This is a genomic window from Pseudoalteromonas sp. SG45-1, from assembly GCF_014164135.1.
Lineage (GTDB): Bacteria > Pseudomonadota > Gammaproteobacteria > Enterobacterales > Alteromonadaceae > Pseudoalteromonas > Pseudoalteromonas distincta.
In genome coordinates this window covers 235,707-257,300 of sequence record NZ_JACJEP010000001.1, presented here as the reverse complement: position 1 = coordinate 257,300, position 21,594 = coordinate 235,707, and the positions used below count along the sequence as shown (strand labels likewise).

General features: G+C 39.1%; 13 protein-coding genes. 12 read left to right on the top strand and 1 reads right to left on the bottom strand.

Annotated features, from left to right (window positions below; translation table 11 throughout):
• The 10 genes from bcsA to H5117_RS01045 all read left to right on the top strand — a co-directional run bounded on the left by bcsA (position 1) and on the right by H5117_RS01045 (position 19,063).
• Entirely contained in the window at positions 1-2,673 is a 2,673-nt protein-coding gene (bcsA, locus tag H5117_RS01090; protein WP_182735983.1) for a UDP-forming cellulose synthase catalytic subunit, read from the top strand.
• Positions 2,666-4,912, top strand: a complete 2,247-nt coding sequence (bcsB, locus tag H5117_RS01085; RefSeq protein WP_182715392.1) for a cellulose biosynthesis cyclic di-GMP-binding regulatory protein BcsB — start codon at positions 2,666-2,668, stop codon at positions 4,910-4,912. Before bcsA ends, bcsB begins: the two co-directional genes overlap by 8 nt.
• A complete protein-coding gene (gene bcsZ / locus H5117_RS01080; protein WP_182712578.1) occupies positions 4,912-6,042 on the top strand; it encodes a cellulose synthase complex periplasmic endoglucanase BcsZ in 1,131 nt (376 codons plus the stop codon). The genes bcsB and bcsZ overlap by 1 nt, the downstream gene beginning before the upstream one ends.
• Positions 6,033-9,851: a cellulose synthase subunit BcsC-related outer membrane protein gene (locus H5117_RS01075; RefSeq protein ID WP_182735982.1), complete on the top strand. Its 3,819-nt coding sequence runs from the start codon at positions 6,033-6,035 to the stop codon at positions 9,849-9,851. Before bcsZ ends, H5117_RS01075 begins: the two co-directional genes overlap by 10 nt.
• Before the next feature lie 247 nt (positions 9,852-10,098).
• Complete coding sequence (locus H5117_RS01070) at positions 10,099-11,592, top strand: peptide MFS transporter (protein WP_182735981.1); 1,494 nt, start codon at positions 10,099-10,101, stop codon at positions 11,590-11,592.
• A gap of 147 nt (positions 11,593-11,739) precedes the next feature.
• Entirely contained in the window at positions 11,740-14,469 is a 2,730-nt protein-coding gene (locus tag H5117_RS01065) for a metallophosphoesterase (RefSeq protein WP_182735980.1), read from the top strand.
• Positions 14,470-14,787: 318 nt separating this feature from the next.
• The gene (gene hppD / locus H5117_RS01060; RefSeq protein WP_002958202.1) at positions 14,788-15,834 is read left to right on the top strand and encodes a 4-hydroxyphenylpyruvate dioxygenase; all 1,047 of its coding nucleotides are present in this window, start codon (positions 14,788-14,790) and stop codon (positions 15,832-15,834) included.
• Between the two features lie 136 nt (positions 15,835-15,970).
• Complete coding sequence (gene fahA, locus H5117_RS01055; RefSeq protein ID WP_182735979.1) at positions 15,971-17,284, top strand: fumarylacetoacetase; 1,314 nt, start codon at positions 15,971-15,973, stop codon at positions 17,282-17,284.
• Between the two features lie 143 nt (positions 17,285-17,427).
• Positions 17,428-18,591, top strand: a complete 1,164-nt coding sequence (locus H5117_RS01050; protein WP_182735978.1) for a M23 family metallopeptidase — start codon at positions 17,428-17,430, stop codon at positions 18,589-18,591.
• On the top strand, positions 18,581-19,063 hold the full coding sequence (locus tag H5117_RS01045; protein WP_002958196.1) for a polymer-forming cytoskeletal protein: 483 nt from the start codon (positions 18,581-18,583) through the stop codon (positions 19,061-19,063). Before H5117_RS01050 ends, H5117_RS01045 begins: the two co-directional genes overlap by 11 nt.
• A 21-nt stretch (positions 19,064-19,084) precedes the next feature.
• Here H5117_RS01045 and H5117_RS01040 read toward each other — a convergent pair whose 3' ends face one another.
• Entirely contained in the window at positions 19,085-19,558 is a 474-nt protein-coding gene (locus H5117_RS01040; protein ID WP_182735977.1) for a hotdog fold domain-containing protein, read from the bottom strand.
• A 183-nt stretch (positions 19,559-19,741) separates the two neighbouring features.
• Between H5117_RS01040 and H5117_RS01035 the strand changes: the two genes are divergently transcribed.
• On the top strand, positions 19,742-20,941 hold the full coding sequence (locus H5117_RS01035) for a multidrug effflux MFS transporter (protein ID WP_182735976.1): 1,200 nt from the start codon (positions 19,742-19,744) through the stop codon (positions 20,939-20,941).
• Positions 20,938-21,582, top strand: a complete 645-nt coding sequence (locus H5117_RS01030) for a LysE family translocator (protein ID WP_024595670.1) — start codon at positions 20,938-20,940, stop codon at positions 21,580-21,582. The genes H5117_RS01035 and H5117_RS01030 overlap by 4 nt, the downstream gene beginning before the upstream one ends.
• The last annotated feature ends 12 nt before the right edge of the window (positions 21,583-21,594 follow it).

Sequence of the window (21,594 nt, the reverse complement as noted above, 5' to 3'; positions counted from 1 at the left end):
ATGAGCTTTACTCTTTTTTACAAAAGGCCCATACACAGTACATTGTATATTCTATTGAGTATATTATTCACTGATAAGCTTGTGCGTTACATTTTATTTAAATTTCATAGTTACTTTAATCAGCACAAAGTAAATGTAATTGAAGCCTTTTTAATGCCCTTCATAACTTTGTTCGGTTCATTATTTGTGAATATTAAAAAGAACAAAGAAAACTTTGAGTTAGCGTTGTATAACTATTATCCACATTTAAGATTGCCATATAGAACTTATATCTATTCCAATATTATACGCTTTGTTATTCAGAGCATATTTTTGCTTTTTGCTGTTCATAAACCCAAAAGAAAATCAGTGTCTATAAAAAAGCATGCTGTAAATTATTTTTATGATGGAGTCAGTTACAGCCTAAGGCAACTTCGTTGGTACGACCTTAAATTAGGCCGATTAATAAGGCGCCTTTTTTCCAAAAACAACAAGCCTAAAAAAAGTGCTTTTAAAACAATGGCCGACGCTCGTATTTGGCAGAACAAACTTATTAAATACATCGTTGTTGCACTGATATTATTCTTGCTTGCCATATTTGTTACTATTCCCTTTAGCCTTGAAGCGCAAGCGGTGTTTATTAGCTTTATTTTACTGGTTGCTTACGCGCTCAAACGCGTAAAAGGCCATATGGCCACGATTGTAATGATCACCTTATCTGTCACTACATCTTCTCGATACTTGTGGTGGCGATACACTGAAACACTTAACTGGGATGACCCTTTAGCACTTACATTAGGTGCAGGCTTGTTACTAGCAGAAACATACGCATGGATGGTACTTATTTTAGGTTTTTTTCAAACTATTAACCCACTTGAAAGAAAACCTGTCATGTTGCCAAAAAATACTGACTTATGGCCAACGGTAGATATTTACATTCCTACTTACAACGAGCCTTTAAGTGTTGTAAGGCCGACTACCCTTGCTGCATTAAGCATAGATTGGCCAGCAGATAAACTAAAAGTCTATATTTTAGATGATGGTAAACGCCCAGAGTTTGGTGAATTTGCTAAACAAGTTGGTGCGGGTTATTTAACAAGACCAGATAATAACCATGCAAAAGCTGGGAACATGAATAGTGCTATGCGCTACACAGATGGTGATTATATTGCCATTTTTGATTGCGACCACGTACCTGCACGTTCATTTTTGCAAATGACTATGGGACAGTTTTTAAAAGACAGTAAAGTGTGTTTAGTACAAACACCACATCATTTTTTCTCCGCAGATCCATTTGAGAGAAACTTAAATAACCACAGTCAAATTCCAAATGAAAACATGTTGTTTTACGGGCTTATTCAAGACGGAAACGATATGTGGGATGCTACGTTCTTTTGTGGTTCGTGTGCGGTGCTCAAAAGAGAAGCGCTTGATGAAATAGGTGGCTTTGCTTTTGAAACCGTCACCGAGGATGCTCATACTGCACTGCGAATGCAACGCGCAGGTTATAAAACTGCCTATATAAATATTCCTCAAGCTGCTGGCCTTGCCACTGACAGTTTATCGGCTCATATTGGCCAGCGAATTCGTTGGGCACGGGGCATGGCGCAAATATTTAGGCTCGATAACCCGCTGTTAGGCAAAGGCTTGAACATACCTCAGCGACTTTGTTACTTAAATGCTATGCTGCATTTTCTATCAGGTATTCCGCGCATTGTATTTTTAACCGCGCCCCTGGCACTTATATACTTTAATGCATACATTATTTACGCGCCATTTTTAGCTATTTTTATCTACGTTGTACCTACACTTATTCAGATAAAAGCAACTAACTCACGAATACAAGGTAAGTATCGCTATTCGTTTTGGGGCGAAGTTTACGAATCTGTGCTTGCTTGGTACATATTAAAGCCAACAACAGTTGCTTTGTTTAATCCAAACAAAGGTAAATTTAACGTTACCGAAAAAGGTGGCTTAAACGATAAAGAGCATTATGACTGGGGTATTTCTAAGCCATATTTGGTTTTACTCGCCATTAATTTAGTAGGTATGTTAATTGGTATTTTACGCCTGTTTTTTGGCGACCCTACGCAAGTTGGTGTACTGCTGATTAGTATGGGGTGGGCGCTTTATAATATTATCATTTTGGGTGCTGCGGTTGCCGTGGCAGCAGAAGCACGCCAAGTGAGGCATTCACACCGTATTAAAGCAAACTTCCCAGCGGGAGTTCGTTTAGCAAATGGCCACACATTAAAAGTAAAAATTACAGATTACTCCGATAACGGCGTAGGAATAGAAACCGACCATGCACATGCTTGTCGTGTAAACGATAAAATAGAATTATTAATGAGCCGCGGTAATAAGCAATTTTCGTTTACTACCCATGTTTGTAATACTCGGGGTAATCAAATTGGCTTAACCATTAAAGATTTATCTCTTGAAAAACAGCGCGCATTTATACAATGTACATTTTCACGAGCTGATGCGTGGCTTGACTGGCAAAATAACTTTAGACATGACCGCCCATCTTACAGTTTTAAAGAAGTGCAAAAAACAAGCCTCAGAGGGTTTAGTAACTTGCTCTTCCACGCACCAAGAGTGCTTCAACCTATCATTCAGTTTATGACTAATTTAGTTGTATACGTAAACTCATTTACTCCAAAAAGACCAATAGTGCATAATAATTATGATTAAAAAGTTGCTTAATATATCCCTAACATTGTCGCTTATTTGTTGCGCTTATTTTGCGCATGCAATTGAGCCATTACAAAATAAATCAATGTTCATTAATGGATACCCTGAGAGCGCTCAGGTGTCGAGTTTACGCTTAGATTTTGAAGCGTTAGGCTTTACAGGTTTTAGGCTCAACGGGGTAAATAATAACTCCCGCGTTGACTTTACAAACCGAATAGATAAATTGAGCACCAATTTAAAGCTTAACTTTTCGTATACTAACTCGCCTTCATTAATCGCGAATGTTTCGCACTTAAAAGTATACTTTAATGATAATTTAGTCACTGTTTTACCTATTAACGAACAACTTAGTATTGTAAAGAACACAGTGCAGCATAGCCTCGATCTTAACGCTAAATACATTCAAGATTACAACCAAGTCCGCTTTGAATTGGTTGGTTATTACGACCTTAGATGTCAAGACTACTTCAGCCGTACTATTTGGACAGAAATAAATAAATCAAGCAACATAACGCTCGACCAAAAGCAGCTTGCTATCGATAGCCGTTTAGAATACCTCCCAGAGCCGTTTTTTGATGAAAAGGATTACAACAAGCTTAACCTTCCATTTGTATTTGCTAAAACACCCAATACCCAAGCTATTGAGGCAGCAGCAACGCTATCGAGTTGGTTTGGAGCCCAAGCTGATTGGCGTGGATTTAATTTTCCCGTAACGTTAAATAAATCGCCTGATCAACACAGTGTGGTTTTTATTACTAATGATTCAAAACCTGATTTTTTGAAAGATTACCCAGATGTTGAAAAACCAACGATTGAAATCATTTCAAACCCATTTAATCGTTATTATAAAATGTTACTGATATTGGGCCGTGATGAAGCTGATTTAAAAACAGCGGTGACTGGCCTTGCATTTGGCCACAAAGTAATGACTGGAAGAAGCGCAAGTATTGAAGCCATAAATCAGTTGCCACTTCGAAAAGCGTATGATGCACCACGCTGGCTTAGAAGCGATCGTCCAGTGCATTTTGACGAGCTTATTGACTACCCTACGCAACTACAGGCGCAAGGTCTTAATAATGGTCCAGTAAAACTAAACATTCGCTTTGCACCTGATCTATTCACGTGGCGTGAAAGAGGAATACCTATTACTCTTCAGTACCGTAGCACGCCAGAATCAGAAGCCATCGACTCTCGTTTAAATATGCTAATAAACCAAGAATTTATAAGTGGTTTTTTACTAGATGAAAACAACGATTTATTACAAACAACACAAGCGTTGTTGCCACTAGTTGCCAATACTGACACCACACAAAGTACAGAAGGCTTTTCTGTCAATGGCATTAATTTAGCTAACAGAAATGAACTTAACTTTGACTTTAGGTTTGGCGTACTCAAAAAAGGCGAATGTGCTGTTGCACCTCCTGGCGGTGAGTTTGGTGTTATTGATGGCGATTCAAGCATTGACGTAAGTGAATTTGATCACTACATCGCATTACCAGATCTGAACGTATTTGCTAATAGTGGCTTTCCTTTTACCAAATATGCTGATTTACAAAAAACACTTGTACTTATTGATGAAAACCCAACACCTAATGCTTTAACCGTTTTATTTAACTTAACGGGGCACTTTGGCGCAATCACCGGCTACCCAACCCACAGAATGAGTGTTGCTCATTTAAATGAGGACGCTGATTTAGATGATAAAGACATACTCGTTATTGCTAAACCTAACAGTATTGCTAATGACTTAGATGAAGATGCACAAACAAATGTTTTGCTTAACAATAATCAGCGCGCAATTAAACAAGCAATTTATAATGGTGCATACGACGAACAAACGACCGATAAAGTAGAGGTTAGTATTAAAAGTAGTGGCGATATGGCTGTTATAACAGGGTTTCAATCACCGTTTGACTCAGACCGCTCTATCGTCTCGTTGAGTGCTACGACGCAAAATGCATTTACTATACTTGACGATGTTCTAATGAACTCAGAAAAATTAGCTCAAGTAAAAGGTAGTGCAGCCATTATCAACTCACAGGGTATTAAAACCATTCAAGTAGATGAGCAATACTTTGTAGGCCATATCCCAGTCTATACATTAGTGTGGTTTCACTTATCTGATCATCCATTTATTTTGGCATTACTGTCTATTTTAACGCTATTGCTGATCTCATTTATCTTATGGCGATTATTACAAGCACTAACTTACAAGCGTTTAGCTGAAGGAGACGAATAATGAAATCACTCGTTAATATGTTTTTTACTGTGATGGCACTATTTGCTTTCAATGCCAACGCACAAGTTGAACAGTGCGAACCTTGGCAGTCGTGGCAAGTGTTTAAAAATCATTTTATAAGCCAAGACGGCCGCGTTATTGACTTGGGCAGTGATCAAAGTATCACAACCTCTGAAGGCCAATCATATGCACTATTTTTTGCGCTTATTGCCAACGATAAAGCCGCTTTTGATTCTGTTTTAAATTGGACCCAAGAGCATTTATCAGAGGGCGATTTAAGTACGCGTTTACCAGCATGGAAATGGGGACTAGATAAAAACCGCGTAGGGGGTATTTTAGATTCAAACCCTGCGTCAGATTCAGACCTATGGATTGCCTACAGTTTATCGCAAGCGGCAATTTTATGGGATGAACGCCGCTATAGTATTTTAGCCGCAGTGCTTGCTCAACGTATAATCAGAGAAGAAACCGCCTACATAACGGGCCTTGGCCTGTCTTTACTCCCCGCACCTGCAGGTTTTGAGTTTGACAATGAGCGCTATAAGCTAAATCCTAGCTACTCGCCGTTATTTATTTACCAGCAATTTAAAAAGCTTTATCCACATTCACCGTGGCACCAACTGCACGAAGGATCAGCTAAGCTAATTTTAGATACCGCACAGCAAGGCGTTAGCCCTGATTGGGTTATGTTTGATTCAAACCGTGGTTTTTACTACAACAGAAAAAATACAGATTTAGGTAGTTATAATGCAATTCGTGTTTACCTTTGGGCAAGTATGATGGCAAAAGATGCACCCTACAAACAAGAGCTTCTTGCTCAGTTTGCACCATTTGTGGATACTATTGAAGAGCGCGGCTATGTTCCTTTAAATACGTACGCTCAATCAGGTAAATCTGAAAAAAGAGGACCTTTGGGCTTTAACGCTGCCCTGTTGCCTTTGTTAGCAGAGCAAGGTAATGATGAGCTAGTAATGGCCATTCAGCAAAAGCTAATGATTGATAAGTCTTTTACGCAAACACGTTATTACGACAGTGTATTGCATTTATTTGGTGAAAGTGCTGTAAACAAGCGCTTTAAAATAACGGCTGATGGAACGCTACAACCTACTTGGAGCACTGAATGTCGTTAAGGTTGGCCTTAGCTTGTACATTGGCACTAAGCACTAATTTAAATGCCGCAACAATAAATGATATTGATACACAATCGGTTGATTGGTTATTAAACCAAATTAGTATTGGTGAAGCACAACAAAACAAAAGACTTGTTGAAGATAGCCTGCAAAAATTGGTTGCAATTGCCCCTACGCGAATAGAAACGCAATGTGCGCTTGCACATTACGACTTTACGAATGGCAATACAGACCAGGCAAACTTGTTATTAAATAAGCTTGATAACCAACTAACACAACAAACACCTTGCGTAAAAAAACTCAAGGTTATGTCTCGTATTCAAGGTAAAGACAAGGCAGTAATTCAAGAAGCAAAGCTGCTTGCTCGTGCCGGCAGATATGAACAAGCACGTCAAATTTACAATAAAATATTTAATGATGTTTATCCTACTTTAAACTTTGAGCTTGAGCATTTAGGCTGGTATGCGCAAGACAGCGCTCAATGGCAAGGGGTTAAAAATGGTTACAAGCAATTATTAAAACGCTATGACAACCTAGGCACTATAGAAGTTGCTTATGCCAGACATTTGCTAAGACGTAACCCACGCGATAAAGCAGCAATGCGTATTTTAAGTAAGTATGGATCGACATCGGGTTTTAGTGATGAAGTTGAAGGTATTTGGCTCTCTGCATTAAAAAATATGCCAATAAACAGTAATACTGACAAGCAATTTCAGCAATACTTTATACTTTACCCGTTTAGTAATAAGGGAGAGTTACAGTATCAAGACTTTAAAAAGCAATTAAAAGCACGCCAAAAATTATTAACCGACCCGGCTTATCAGCTTTGGTTAAAAGGCAATAAGCTACTCGAACAAGAAAGATTAAATGCAGCAGAACCTCTTCTATTAAAAGCATTAAAAGGCCGCCCTACTGACGGCGAAATAATGAACAGCTTAGGCATGCTTTACCTACAATTAGGGGAGCATGGTAAAGCCTATAACTATTTTACACGTGCACAAAAATACACTGCCGACTTTGCAGAGCGAAATACCCTTAAAAGCATGGCTAAAACAGCTAAGTTTTGGCTGTATATTCGCCAAGCAAGAGACGCTATAGACAGCAGTGAATTTAGAGTTGCCAAATTAAAACTCGATTTAGCCGCCGCATTAGAAGAAGAACCTAATACCGTACTGGCAAATCGTGGCACCTTACAATTTGCCCAAGGGCTATATTCACAAGCTGCGCTTACCTACCAAGTGGTGCTTAAAAGCGAGCCGTTAAACGAAGGCGCCCTATTTGACTTACTCGAAATTGCAAAGCTTGAACAAAGTGAAAAAACGCTCACCTCTTTTTTTAATCGACTTTCATTTTCACAAAAAGAAATATTAAGAGCGTCATATTTAAGCTCATTAAGTAGCGTGTATAGAACTAAGGCAACAAAGCTAACTGAAGCTGGTGAATTAGAAGAGGCTGAAAAAATATTAAAAGAGGCTATTCAAGCAACACCAGAAGAGCCTTGGTTATATTACGACTTAGCGTTTATATATCAACAAAAAGGACTCACCGACAAAGCCCGCTCATTGTTTAATAATGTATTGTGGCAATTTCCGCTAAATTCACAGCTTAGGTATAGCCATGCACTGTTTTTGCGTGCTTTAGACGATTACCAAGGTGCGCTTGCTACGCTTCAGTATATTCCATTTAAATCTCGCGATGCTGACATTGTATCTCTTGAACAACAGTTACAACTTAATGAGTCTTTAGCACAAAGCGAACGTTTTATTAATTCTCAAAATAAAGCGGCTGCTATTTATCACTTAAGTGCGTTAGAAGCGCAAAATTTAACGCCACCAATGAAAGCTGAGCTAGCACGAAGCTGGTTTAGCATAGAAGAACAAAACCACGCTTTAAAACTCATGCGTGACGCATTAGCTGAAGACCCCTCATTATCAGCCTATTGGCATATGCTGTATGGAGAATGGCTTTTAGCACAGGGTAATAAAACTCAGACTACGGATTGGTTTAATCAATATCGGCTTCCTGAAAATGCCTCTGATGGTGAAATAGATCAGTTTGTGCAATTACAAAATGCCTATTATTCTGAGTATTTTAGTGGCAGTGATCTTATTGCGAAGCTAAATCAGCTTGATCAAAAATACCCAAGTTCATCAGCTACAACAACTGCGCTAATAAATGCAAACTTAGCACTTGAACAAAACCAATCTGCGATTATTTTATACGAACAAAAAGTAAAAAATAATCAGCTAATTGAACCTCAAGCTTTAATGGCAATATCCAAAGCCTACAGAGCGCTTGGTGATGATTTCCAATCGAAAGAAGTCACACAACTCGCGATTGAACAAAGTACAACGCAAGAAAGTTATTTTCAGCGTCAAATTATGGAGTCGTTAAACGATTTTAACTACGCAGGTGATGCCCTTTACTTAGCTGAACAGCTTATTCAAAAAGCACCTAATGATTTAGAGCTTCATTATTTAGGCGCGCAAGTTGCCTCTAATTTTAATGAAACAGAGCAAGCACAAACGTGGTACGCACAAACGCTTTCACCTAATCGTCAACTGAATGAGAAAGAACTCTACACATCCCTTTCGCGCATCAACGAAAACGACGAGTGGTATATAAACGGTGCCAAACGAGAACTACTCAGCCAACAAAACAAAAACCAAGCCTACATTGCCGTTGGTGTAAATTTTAGCGGACAAGTAAGTACTGAAAGTGAGGCCACATTGGGCGCTGGTTTAGTCCCTATTGAAGCGTACTTTCCGCTTTGGCAGGGGCAAGGCTTTGTAAAAATAGATCCTACAAGTATTAGCGCGCAAACAACACGATTTGACGAGCAATTTGCTGGCAGTCGATACGGTCAAGGCGCTTTGTGTATATTTACCTGTGGTATTGACGAGGTAAGTCCTGAGCAAGATGGCGTTGATATTGGCATTGGTTGGCAGAACGAAAACTGGCGCGTAGATATTGGCACAACACCACTGGGCTTTTTAATCGAAGACATTGTATGGGGTGTTAACTATTCGGACGACTTTGGTGACTTTGGCTATAGCCTTGAGTTAGAAAAACGACCAGTAACCAGCTCAGTACTCGCCTATGCAGGCCTTGAAGACGTTAATACTGGTAAAATTTGGGGGGGGGTTCGCTCAACTGGTTTAACCGCTAATGTTTCTCATGATTTAGGCGGCAATTGGGGATTTTGGTCTAGTGCTGACTTTACATTGTACAAAGGTCAAAACGTAAAAGATAACCAACGCTACCGCTTGATGGGCGGCACCTATTATCGTGTGATAAGCAATCAAGACCGTGAATTTACAGTGGGTGCAAGTTTATTGCATTGGGCCTATAAATTTAATTTAAGTGAAGAAACCTGGGGCCACGGCGGTTATTACAGTCCGCAAAACTATGTAGGTCTATCCGTGCCTCTCACTTATGACGCGCGTTGGGGCGATGATTTTGTTTATCGATTAAAAACCGGTGTTTCGTACTCGCAAACAAAAACTCAATCTATTGATTTCTTCCCTAACGATAGCGATTTGCAAATAGCTGCGTATGATAGAGAATCAATAACAGGTGTTGACCCTGTATTTGAAGGTGAAACAAGTTCTGGTGTTTCATATAATCTTGAAGGTAGTTTTGAGTATAGAATAACGCCGAATTGGTTCTTTGGTGGCTACTTAGCCATCGATCGTTCTGACTTTTACGAACCAAACTTTGGTCAACTTTACATACGTTACTATTTTAACCCTGTTTATGGAACGCTTGAGTTCCCAGGTACCCCTATTGTTCCTTATGCTGAGTTCTAACTTGGCATAAGGTGATACACCGCGCAATACTTCCCCTAGCACTAAGGTATATGTATACTTGTGCTCAATTGTAACTAGGATAAGGGTGTGTCTCTTACCTTCTGGTGTTACTACCATATAGCAAATCATTATCTTAGCTACAAATAATAAACTGATGGTCGAGCATTTTAGTATGACTAAATATTAAGATAGCTAAAGCAAAAAATTATAAGGCCATTACAACAATTCTTAAAGTTAGGAAGTAAATATGAGTTCAGCTCCAGATAGTGGTTGGTTTGGCCACCCTAAAGGACTTTCGACATTGTTCTTCACTGAAATGTGGGAACGAATGAGTTATTACGGTATGCGAGCTATGCTCGTATTATTCATGACAGCAAGCTTACAAGAAGAAGGCCTTGCCTTTACTGTTGCATCAGCTGCTGCAATCTATGGTTTGTACACAGGCGCAGTATACTTTTTAGGCTTACCGGGTGGGTGGCTAGCTGATAGATTGTTTGGTGGTCAAAAAGCAGTTTGGTATGGCGGCATAATTATTATGATTGGCCATATTATTTTGGCTATTCCACATGATTATTCTTTCTTCGTTGGCTTAATATTTGTAGCAACAGGTACTGGTTTACTAAAACCAAATATCAGTGCAATGGTAGGCCAATTATATAGCGATGCTGATGAGCGTCGTGATGGCGGTTACGCTATTTATTACATGGGTATTAACATGGGTTCTTTAATAGGTTACTACGTATGTGGTTACTTTATGGAGAACGTAGGCTGGCACTGGGCATTTGGTGCGGCAGCTGTAGGTATGGCCATTGGTTTAGTACAGTACAAACTCACACTTAATAACTTACCAAAGCACAGTGCTTTACCGGCTAATCCATTAGGCTCTAAAGGTACTTCACGTGCATGGGGCGGTATTGCTGCATTTGTAATTGCAGCTGCTGCAGTTACTACGGCTGCAATGACCGGCGCTATTGTTATTAATCCAACTGTAGTTGCAGGTTACACAGCCATTGTATTTACTATTATCTTTTTTGTTTATTTTGGAGTTATTTACTTTACAGGTAGTTTAACAGATGCAGAAAAACAAAGAATGTGGGCACTATTTTTAGTATGTATTGCATCTGCATGTTTTTGGTCTGGCTTTGAACAAGCTGGTTCATCATTAAACTTATTTGCTCGCGACTATACTGACCGTCTTATTGGTACTTTTGAAATCCCTACAACGTGGTTTCAATCATTAAACTCACTGTTTATTATTGCTTTATCGCCATTTTTTGCAGCGCTTTGGATTAACTTATCTAAAAGCTTAGTATCACCTAGCTACAGCGTTAAATGTGCAATTGGCTTAATTATCATGGCATCAGGCTTTTTAGTTATGTTTATGGCGGCTCATTACGCAGCTGAAGGCTTAAAAGTTGCGCCTTACTGGCTTGTTACTACGTACTTTTTACATACAGTGGGTGAGCTTTGTTTAAGCCCTGTAGCATTAAGTGCTGTAAGTAAGTTATCGCCTAAACGTTACACTGGCCAAATGATGGGTGTGTTTGTATTAACTTACTCAATCGGTAACATCATCGCAGGTTTACTTGCTGGTAATTTCGATCCGAATAATGTTGATGAAATTCCTAACTTATACTTACAAATTGCATTATTTAGCATTGGTGTTGGTGTTGTTTTAGTACTAATGACTTTTAAAGCTAAAGTATGGGAAAAACAAGGTTTAGAAGAGAAAGTCTCTTAATTATTGTTTATTTCAAATGTAGCAATATAACCTAAGACAATTCCTCCATAGCTTCTATGGGGGAATTTTTTATTCAACTTTGCCCTGCCCCCGTTAACTGATATTATATCCTGATTGGTTATTGAATAGACTCAGGGACATCCGTAGATGCAATCGTTAACGATATCACGTGTTATTATATTTATATTTCTTAGCTTTATTCTAACTGCCTGTGGTAGCGGTGATGAAGTGACGGTTAATCCAAACGATCCTGTTGAGCCTGAACCTAGCAAATTAACACTATCAAGCGCTAATGGTTTAGAGGCTACATTAGACGAAGGCAATTTTATATTTAATGCACCTTCCAGCGCTATTTCTAGTGATGTAGAGCTTACCTACGAGAAAACATTATTAGATGAGACGAATATACAACAAAATATAATTTCTGATTTACATGCGCTTACGCCCTCCACGCTTACTCTTGAAAAACCTATTACCATTACAATAAAAATCCCTGATGACTATGCATTAGGCGGACAACTGTTTATCGCAAAACTATCGGGCGCTAATTGGGATACTGTTACAAATTCAATAGTTTTAGATGGGTTTGTTAGCGCTCAAGTAACAACACTGGGCACATATGCAATACAAATGCAGCGCAATGAAGCTTTCGCAAATATCGGCCCAACTTGCGACGCTAATGCAACAGAGCAATCGGTAAGGTTTGTTCACGTTGCAGATTTACATGCTCGCTTTGGCTATGAAGAGCAATATTTCAGCCGGATCAAAGCCTACTACAACCAAGTAGCAAGCCAAACCCCGCACACCTTATTTACAAACGGTGGTGACGACTATGAAAAAGGCACCGTTGCTGAGCAATTATCACAAGGTACCGCGACAGAAGAAGCTATAAAAGCAATGCAGTTTGACCTGCGAGTCGTTGGAAATCATGATTATGCTTGGGGCCCTGAAAAATTACTAAGTTATTCCCAAGACGAGAATGCAATTGTACTTGCTAGTAATACTCGTTATGAAGCAGAGCAACTACAAGATTTTGCAGGCGTAGGATTTGCAAAAGTACAAGTAGGGTGTATTACACTTGGTGTCTTTGGCATGACCTCAGTGCCATGGAATGAGCTAGATGAACCAATTCAAGATGATCCGATCCCTGATTTTATTAAACAATTTAAAATGAGCTGGCAATGGCAACAAATCGCACAAAGCATCGTAAACCAATACAGTGATGATGTAGATTACATGATTATGTTGAGCCACTTAGGTGTAGGCCAAGATACTGATATGGCAACAAACGTACCCGGTATAGACTTAGTACTTGGCGGCCATACACACGGTGGGGAAAGCTACACAACCCTTGATAACGGCGCTATTGTTTTACAACCGGACTTTTACGCTAAAGGTATTACGGACTTAACGCTTAATTTTAATTTAGCTGATAAATCATCCCCAGTTGTTGATTACAAAACGATTGAAACCGATACAATTGATGAACGCGATGAGGCAACAAAACTAGCTATAGATGAGATAATGGGGCGTTATGCTCCCGATGCAGAAACGGAAATCGCTATTTCTGAAAACTATCCAACTGATGCGCAGCTAGCCGAAATTACCGCCTTAGCCGCAAAACATTCAAGCACAATTAGCGCAGCATTACTTAATCCTGAACTAGTACAAAAGCGCTGGACACCCGGCACACTGACTCAAGAAGACTTCCATAAAGCTTTTTACGTAGAAAGGCAGCCATCAAATACGCCAGGGTTTAACTCTATTTATAAAGTAACAGTATCGGGAAGCGACTTAACAACGATGTTTGCAAGTCAACCAGATTGGTTTTTACTTAAACCTGAAGATATACAACCCACTAATAATTACGAAGTTGCACTATTTAAAGGAGCAGCTTTGAATCCTGATTTATTTTTTAATAGTGTTACATTCTCAAACGTAGAACCAATAGCTGAAGCTTGGTGGCTACTTGATAAATATGCACGTGCTAGAACAAGTCAGTGCCTACACCTTGACACTGACACCGAACTTTATTCATGTAACAACTTAGCAAATGTAACCGTATGGAACTTTGACGATACTAACAACCCGTTAGCAGCTGATTTTGGACCTTCGGTACTTAGCTACTTTGATCCAGATGAAACAAATTGGGGCACTGCAGAGACACAATATAGCACCACTACTCAATTAAATATTGATGATTTAAGTGATGGTCCTTCAGGTGTTATGGCGTTTTCTCGCCACGCTCCAACAGAAGGCTTACTTATTGATTTAAACACACCAGCAAATGGTGACTTTGCAAATGAAGGAATGGTGTCTGACTACACCTTGGTAATGGATTTATACTGGCCCGCAGAAGGTAAAGATATTTACCGTGCAATTATGCAAGCCAATACAACTGATTATCTTAATGATGATGCCGATATGTTTATTGACCCAAGCGGCGGCTATGGACAAGCAACTAGCGATAGCGGCTATTTTGGCAATACACAACCTGACTCTTGGCATCGTATAGCTTTTGTATTTTATACAGCACCAACCAACGGGGTGTTTGAAGTTTATATAGATGGAGAACTTGCTGGCGTAAAAGAGGATGGCGAAATCGATAGTCGCTGGGCACTCAATCAATCTGTATTGCTTTTTACAGATAACAATTATGAAACAGTACCAGGGTACTTAAATTCGCTGCTTTATGCAGGACGTGCTATGACCAGAGATGAAATTAAAAGTATGGGCGGCGCACAACAAAAGCTGTCTTTTGAGCAACCGACGCGAGTGCTAAATCAAACCATTGAGCGCCATTACCAAGCAGCTCCAGCAATTAAAACTAACATGTGGATAGAACAACGGAACAAGTTCTTTGGTAACGGCTCTTAAAGTGTAAACAATTACATACAAAAAGGCTTTTACTTATTAATTGTAAGAGGAGGTTTAGCGCAGGTTAAACCTCCTTTTTAGTATTTAAATACAATGACTTAAAAACAAATGCTCCCACTTGAATTTATACCATATAACTTCATTTTACTTAACTGTATTACAAACACGTAACTTTATAATAACCGTCCTATAAAATTTACACATGCACTACATACTAAATAGCGCCCCCCTCTTCCCCAAATTAAAAATCTGGTTGATTATCTACTGCAATATGACAACAACACATAATCGCAGTGCTTAATTGCGGGAGTAATAATAATGAGTGAAGTAAATAACTATTTGGGTTTAGTCGGTATTGAGTTTACCGAGTACGCAACACCTGATGCTGATTATATGGATAAAGTATTTACTGATTTTGGCTTCTCTAAGCTTAAAAAATTCAAAGGTAAAGACATTGTTTATTACAACCAAAACGATATTCACTTTTTACTGAATAACGAGCGTGAAGGTTTTTCTGCAGAATTTGCTAAAAGCCATGGCCCTGCTATTTGTTCAATGGGTTGGCGTGTTGAGAATGCGCAAAAAGCATTTGAAACAGCTGTAGAACGTGGTGCAAAACCAGCGACCGACTCAACGCATAAAAATATGCCTTACCCTGCGATCTATGGTATTGGCGACAGCCTAATTTACTTTATTGAACAATTTGGCGACAAAGGCACTATTTACGAAAGTGATTTTGAAGACTTAGAAACGCAAAATGTTGTAGAAGATAAAGGCTTTATCCGAATCGATCATTTAACCAATAACGTTTATAAAGGCACCATGGAAAAATGGGCTAACTTTTATAAAGACGTATTTGGTTTTACTGAAGTACGCTACTTTGACATTAAAGGTCAAAAAACAGCGCTTATTTCGTATGCACTTAAGTCCCCTTGTGGCACCTTCTCTATTCCAATAAACGAAGGTAAAGGTAACGATAACAACCAAATTGATGAATACCTTGGTGAGTACAACGGCCCAGGCGTTCAACATTTAGCGTTTTTAACAGATGACTTAGTAAGCTCTCTTGATAAGCTTGATAAATCAACAATTGCCACTTTAGATATTATCCCAGAGTACTACGATACTATTTTTGACCGTGTACCTTGGGTTGCTGAAGATAAAGAAAAAATTCGTGAGCATCAGATACTCGTAGATAGCCAAAGTGAAAATTGTTATTTATTACAAATTTTCTCTAAAAACTTATTTGGTCCAATCTTTATAGAAATGATCCAACGCGTTGATGATGGTGGCTTTGGTGAAGGTAACTTCCAAGCATTATTTGAATCAATCGAACGTGACCAAGAGCGTCGCGGCGTTTTATAAAATATTTGAGTAAATTAAAAGCAGCGAACTTCGCTGCTTTTTGTCGTTTTAATATTTAAAAAGTATGGCGCCAAGTACAAGTATGATTAAATAAACTATACCTTGTCGCCATACAGTAAAATCCAAAGGAAATGTAATGAGCCTAATTAACGAAACCCACGATATTAATTTAACCAGCTGGGTAGAATCAGCTAATGTTGATAATTGCGACTTCCCGATTCAAAACTTACCGTTTGCAGAATTTCGTCGTAAAGGGTCTGATGAGGCCTTTCGTGGTGGTGTTGCAATTGGTGACCAAGTAATCGATTTAGCAAAACTAAGTAAATTAAACGTTTTAACAGGTGACGCTAAAACAGCCGCTGATGCAGCAAGTGAAGCAACCTTAAATACATTTATGGGTTTAGGGAAGCAGTATTGGTCAGCTCTTCGTTTAGCGCTTTCAAAAGCACTAAGAGCAGGCTCTGAGCACCAACAAGCGCTTAGCGATACATTGGTTGCACAGTCTGATATAGAGTATTCTTTGCCTTGTCGTATCGGTGACTACACCGATTTTTACACTTCTATTTATCATGCAACAGCAGTAGGTAGTTTATTTCGCCCTGATAACCCATTACTACCTAACTATAAATGGGTACCAATTGGTTATCATGGTCGTTCTTCATCTATTGATGTGTCTGGGCAAACATTTCACCGTCCTAAAGGACAAACTAAAGCACCTGATGCTGATGTACCCTCATTCGGCCCATGTAAACGCCTTGATTACGAGCTAGAGCTTGGCATTTACTTAGGTAAAGGCAATGCGCTTGGCGATGCAATTGCAATCGAAAATGCAGAAAATCATGTATTTGGCTTTTGTGTGTTTAACGACTGGTCGGCCCGTGACTTACAAGCTTGGGAATACCAACCATTAGGTCCGTTTTTAGCGAAAAACTTTGCATCAACAGTGTCTCCTTGGATTGTTACAACAGAAGCACTCGCACCGTACAGAACAAGTTGGACCCGTGATGAAAACGATCCACAACCTATGGAATATCTAGAGTCTGCCGCTAATCGCGAGCAAGGCGCATTTGATATTCAAATGGATGTAAAAATTCAAACCGAAAAAATGCGTAGCGAAGGGCACTCTCCTACCCGCATATCTACCTCTAGCTTTAAGCACTCTTACTGGACTGTAGCTCAAATGGTAACTCACCACACAGTTAACGGGTGTAACTTTATGCCGGGTGATATGCTGGGTTCGGGTACGCAATCGGGCCCAACACATGAAGAAGCGGGTTCTTTACTTGAACTTTCTCGTGGCGGTAAAGAAAAAATCACGCTAAGTAATGGCGAACAACGTAGCTTTTTAGAAGATGGCGATAACGTTATTATGCGTGGCTGGTGTGAAAAAGAAGGCTATGCACGTATAGGTTTTGGCTCTGTAGAGAGTACTGTACTGCCGGCAAAATAATACGCATATTAAAAAATTTATTAAAAGGGCTGCTTACTAAAAGCAGCCCTTTTTTATTAATTTTTGAACAGTTACAATTTTTTTCTAGCTTTTTTAACTCAAATTGCTATCTTAATTCGGTTAATAGCCAGTGTTTATATGCCATGTCAGTATTTATAAAGTCTTTTTATCATAAATTTTTCCCTGCTCGTCAGCTACTTATTCGTCAAAATGGCGAAGTTAAGCATGTTGTTTTAGCCTCTTGGTTTCAACTTCTTGTAGCGTTGCTTATTTTAGTCACTTTTACTTGGCTGAGTATTTCAAGCTTTCGTGTTTATACACAAACAAATAAAATCTCTGACATAAAACAAAATCAAATAACCGAGCAAACGCTGTGGCAACAAAAAGTCAGTGAGCAACAAGCCCTTCAAGCAACGCAGTTAGAGCAACTTGCAATACTTGAGCAAAAGCAGGCGCTACTGCAAAGTATGATAGAATCCCTTCCTGCTTCAATTAGCAAAGATGTTATTAAGCTTGATACAGAACTTGATGTACCTATTAATGAAAATGGCAATGAATTTCATGAACCATTAGTCGATGAAAATCAAAAAGGTAAACAAGCACAGTTAATCGCTCCAATTACATTCGCAACAAGAGTGGCCAACTTAAATAATCATTATGAGCAAAGCTTTACCTATTTAGATAACCAAATTAGTGAACGTCACCAAGCTATTTTAGCTATGGTCAAAGGCGCAGGAATTGAGTCTGCGCTTGAGCAACACCTAATATTAAGCGCCCAGACAACTGCACAAGGTGGGCCACTTGATATATTTAACGAAACAAAAATTCCGAGCCACTTTTTAGTCATCGTTGATAAGTTATTAATATTAAATAATTTAGAAAACTTTTTAACTGAGCTACCAAACACCCTGCCTTTAGCTAAAGCTAAATACTATATTTCGAGTAATTTTGGCCTTAGAAAAGATCCTATGAATAGTAATCACGCCTTTCATAAAGGAATTGATTTAGCCGGTTGGCATAAAACCGAAATATTCGCCCCAGCAGACGCTGTAGTTCTTCGTGCCGGTCGTAATGGTGGTTATGGTAACTTTATTGAGCTTGAACATAAAAATGGCTTAGTGACTCGATTTGGACACTTAAATAAAATTAAAGTAAAGAAAGGTCAATCAATCACTAAACATGATGTGATCGGCCTAATGGGCAGCACCGGCCGAAGCACAGGCACGCATTTACACTACGAAGTATTACTTAATGGTAAACAAGTCAATCCTCTAAAAATAACAAAGGCGCTTTCTCGTGTTTGGTAGAAAAAAACAAAAAACAGTTAGCTCTAATTTAAAAAGAGTGAATCACACACCGTCTATTATTTCTGAAGACGTACGCCTTACAGGCACTTTAGTTAGCCAAGGTGAAGTACAGCTTGATGGCCGTATTGATGGTGACATAAAAGTGGAGCATTTAGTTATTGGCTCAGCGGGAGTTGTTGAAGGTATTGTTGAAGCTAAAAGCGTTATTGTTAAAGGTAAAGTTATTGGGTCAATTAATGCCAGTGAAGTAAAAGTACAAAGTGGCGCTCATGTTCATGGCGATGTATTTCACGATACATTGAGTATTGATGCAGGCGCAGTAATTGAAGGCAGTTTAAAGCAACGCTTTGAAAAAGAAGAGCCGGAACTAATTTCGAAAGAACTAAAACCCGCAAAAGAAGTTAAAGCATTATTGAAAGAAGATGGCAGCGACTTATCATTTGTAAATAAACAAGCCGCTGATAAAAGCTAAGTCAAATTAGCTTTACGTAAATTAATTTTTCTCAGTAATGTACATAGTAATATCTGCAGTGAAAACAAGCTCATTGCGGGTATTATACAGTTTAACCGGTACTACTAAGTCTTCTTTATCAATCCACTCATGTGGTAAATCAATTTCAGCGACTGCTCGTACATCTGTATCTACTTTAGCCAAATACCTAACTGTCATCCCTTTTGGGATCCAACGATGCGTTTTAACTGGCACTGTTGCATCAACCATTACACCTGCACACAATTCAGCTAAGTTACACTGCGCAATAGCATGAATAGTTCCAATATGATTATGAACGCTTCGGCGGTTTTTAACCACCGCACTACAATGGCCCTCTCTCAAATCGAGTACGTAAGGTTTCATCGAACCAAAATATGGCGCTTTAAAGCAAACAGCTTTAGTAAAAAGCCAATTCCCAAAAGGTAGGCGCTTAAATTTATGCCATGTTTGTACAAGTGCAGATTTATTACTCATTATTATTTTCCATCAACAGTTACTTTTTTAAAATTAACACATCAGACCAGTTTTAAAAAGTGCATTTATGCTGGCTTTTTCGCTTAATCCAATCAAAAAGTAAGAATGACGACCTATGCAGGGGTCATAAGCCCTTTCTTTTTTATGAGTGCCCACCTAAAATACTCGACAAAAGGAGACTCAATGCAAACACAGCCCGCTAAACCTAATATGACTTTGTTACTTATCTTAGCGTTACTCGTTATATTTTGCCCTATGGCAATCGATATTTACCTACCTGCTTTCCCTACTATTGCAGAACAATTTGCAGTTACTGAACAACAAGTACAGCAAACCGTTGCTATTTTTATGCTTACAGTGGGTTTAGGCCAATTAATTGCAGGTCCTTTAGCTGATAAATTTGGCCGAAAGCCAGTGGCTATAGTGGGCATTAGTTTATATGCAAGCTCTGCATTACTCGCATACTACTCGCCTTCTTTTGAGATATTACTAATAGCACGTGCTTTTCAGGGATTTGGAGCGTGTGCCACATTTGTTGTCGCATTTGCGATAGTGCGTGATAAATATGGCAGTGAACGAAGCGGACAAATGATTACCTACCTTAACGGGATTGTGTGCTTTATTCCGGCAATGGCACCTATTTTAGGGGCTTGGCTTACCGTACAGTTTGGCTGGCGTATGAACTTTATGTTTTTAACCGCGTTTGCTATTTTGGGCCTTATTGTTACCCTATTCTTTTTTAGAGAAACTCGTCCTGCTGATAGTCATTATCAGGGGCATATTTTAGATTTACGTCGCTTTACACCGATTATTAAAACACCGGTATTTTTGTTTAATAGCCTAATTTGTATGGTCTCAATGTCAGCCATATTAGTGTATGTAACGCTCGCACCAGGCTGGCTTATTACACATTTAGGCGGCACCGTAGCCGACTTTACTTTTTGGTTTACGTTAAATGCCGTAATAAGTATTGTCGCAAGTTTTATTTTACCTACCTACATTAAACGAAATAGCCAACGTGCTTTGCGTGTCGGTGTGAGTGTACTGGTTTTCTCAGGCATTTTAATGCTAGCCTTGAGTCATATAGAAACAGCATTTTCGCTTATGCTACCTATCTTAATTGCTGCATTAGGGTTTGCTTTAAGTTTAGGCTCTGCTGCAGGAATGTCTCTGTCTAGCTTTCCTAAACAAGCAGGCACAGCCTCTGCATTACTCGGTGCTATGCAAATGAGTGGCGCGAGTATACTTGTTGTTTTAACCCAATATTTAGGGCTAAGCACACCGTGGTTGATTGCTTTTCACTTATTATTGCTAGTTCCGCTTTGGCTTATTTTAATGAGCAAAAAAGCACATACTTTACACCCGGCTAAAAGTACTCAATGATCAATCCTGACTTTCTAGTCTCATTTTTATTAGCCAGTTTTTTAATGGCAGTAGCGCCTGGGCCATCAAATGCATTTTTGATGGCGCAAACATTTGCTAATGGTCGAAGTGCTGGTATGCAAAGTGCTTTTGGTTTTGCATTAGGTGGGGTTGTTCATACGCTATTTGCTGTTGTAGGCCTAAGCGCAGTACTGAAAGCTTCCCCTAGTGCCTATGCCGCAGTGCAATATGCAGGCGCAGCATACTTATGCTACTTAGGGTTTATGATGATTAAAGGCACGCTAAAGCAGCCAGAGCCGACATCTGATGACAAGCAAACCGATAAACCGCATATAAGTACCAGTAAAAAAAGTAATGTCATGTTTCAGGCCATGATGACTGAAGTATTAAACCCTAAAGTAGCATTATTCTTTATTGCATTTATTCCACAATTTGTAGATCCAACGCTTTCATCGGCTACTTTTCAGCTCGCATTTTTTGGCTTACTTTACCCTCTTTTTGCTTTTCCGATTGACTGCACGTATATTTATTTTGGCGACAAAATTGCACAGTTTTTTAGACGTAACCCAAATAGCCAACTTTGGATTGATAGGATCACTGGCATTGTATTTATTGCCCTTGCTATCAATCTATTATTTTAACTAACCTGCACT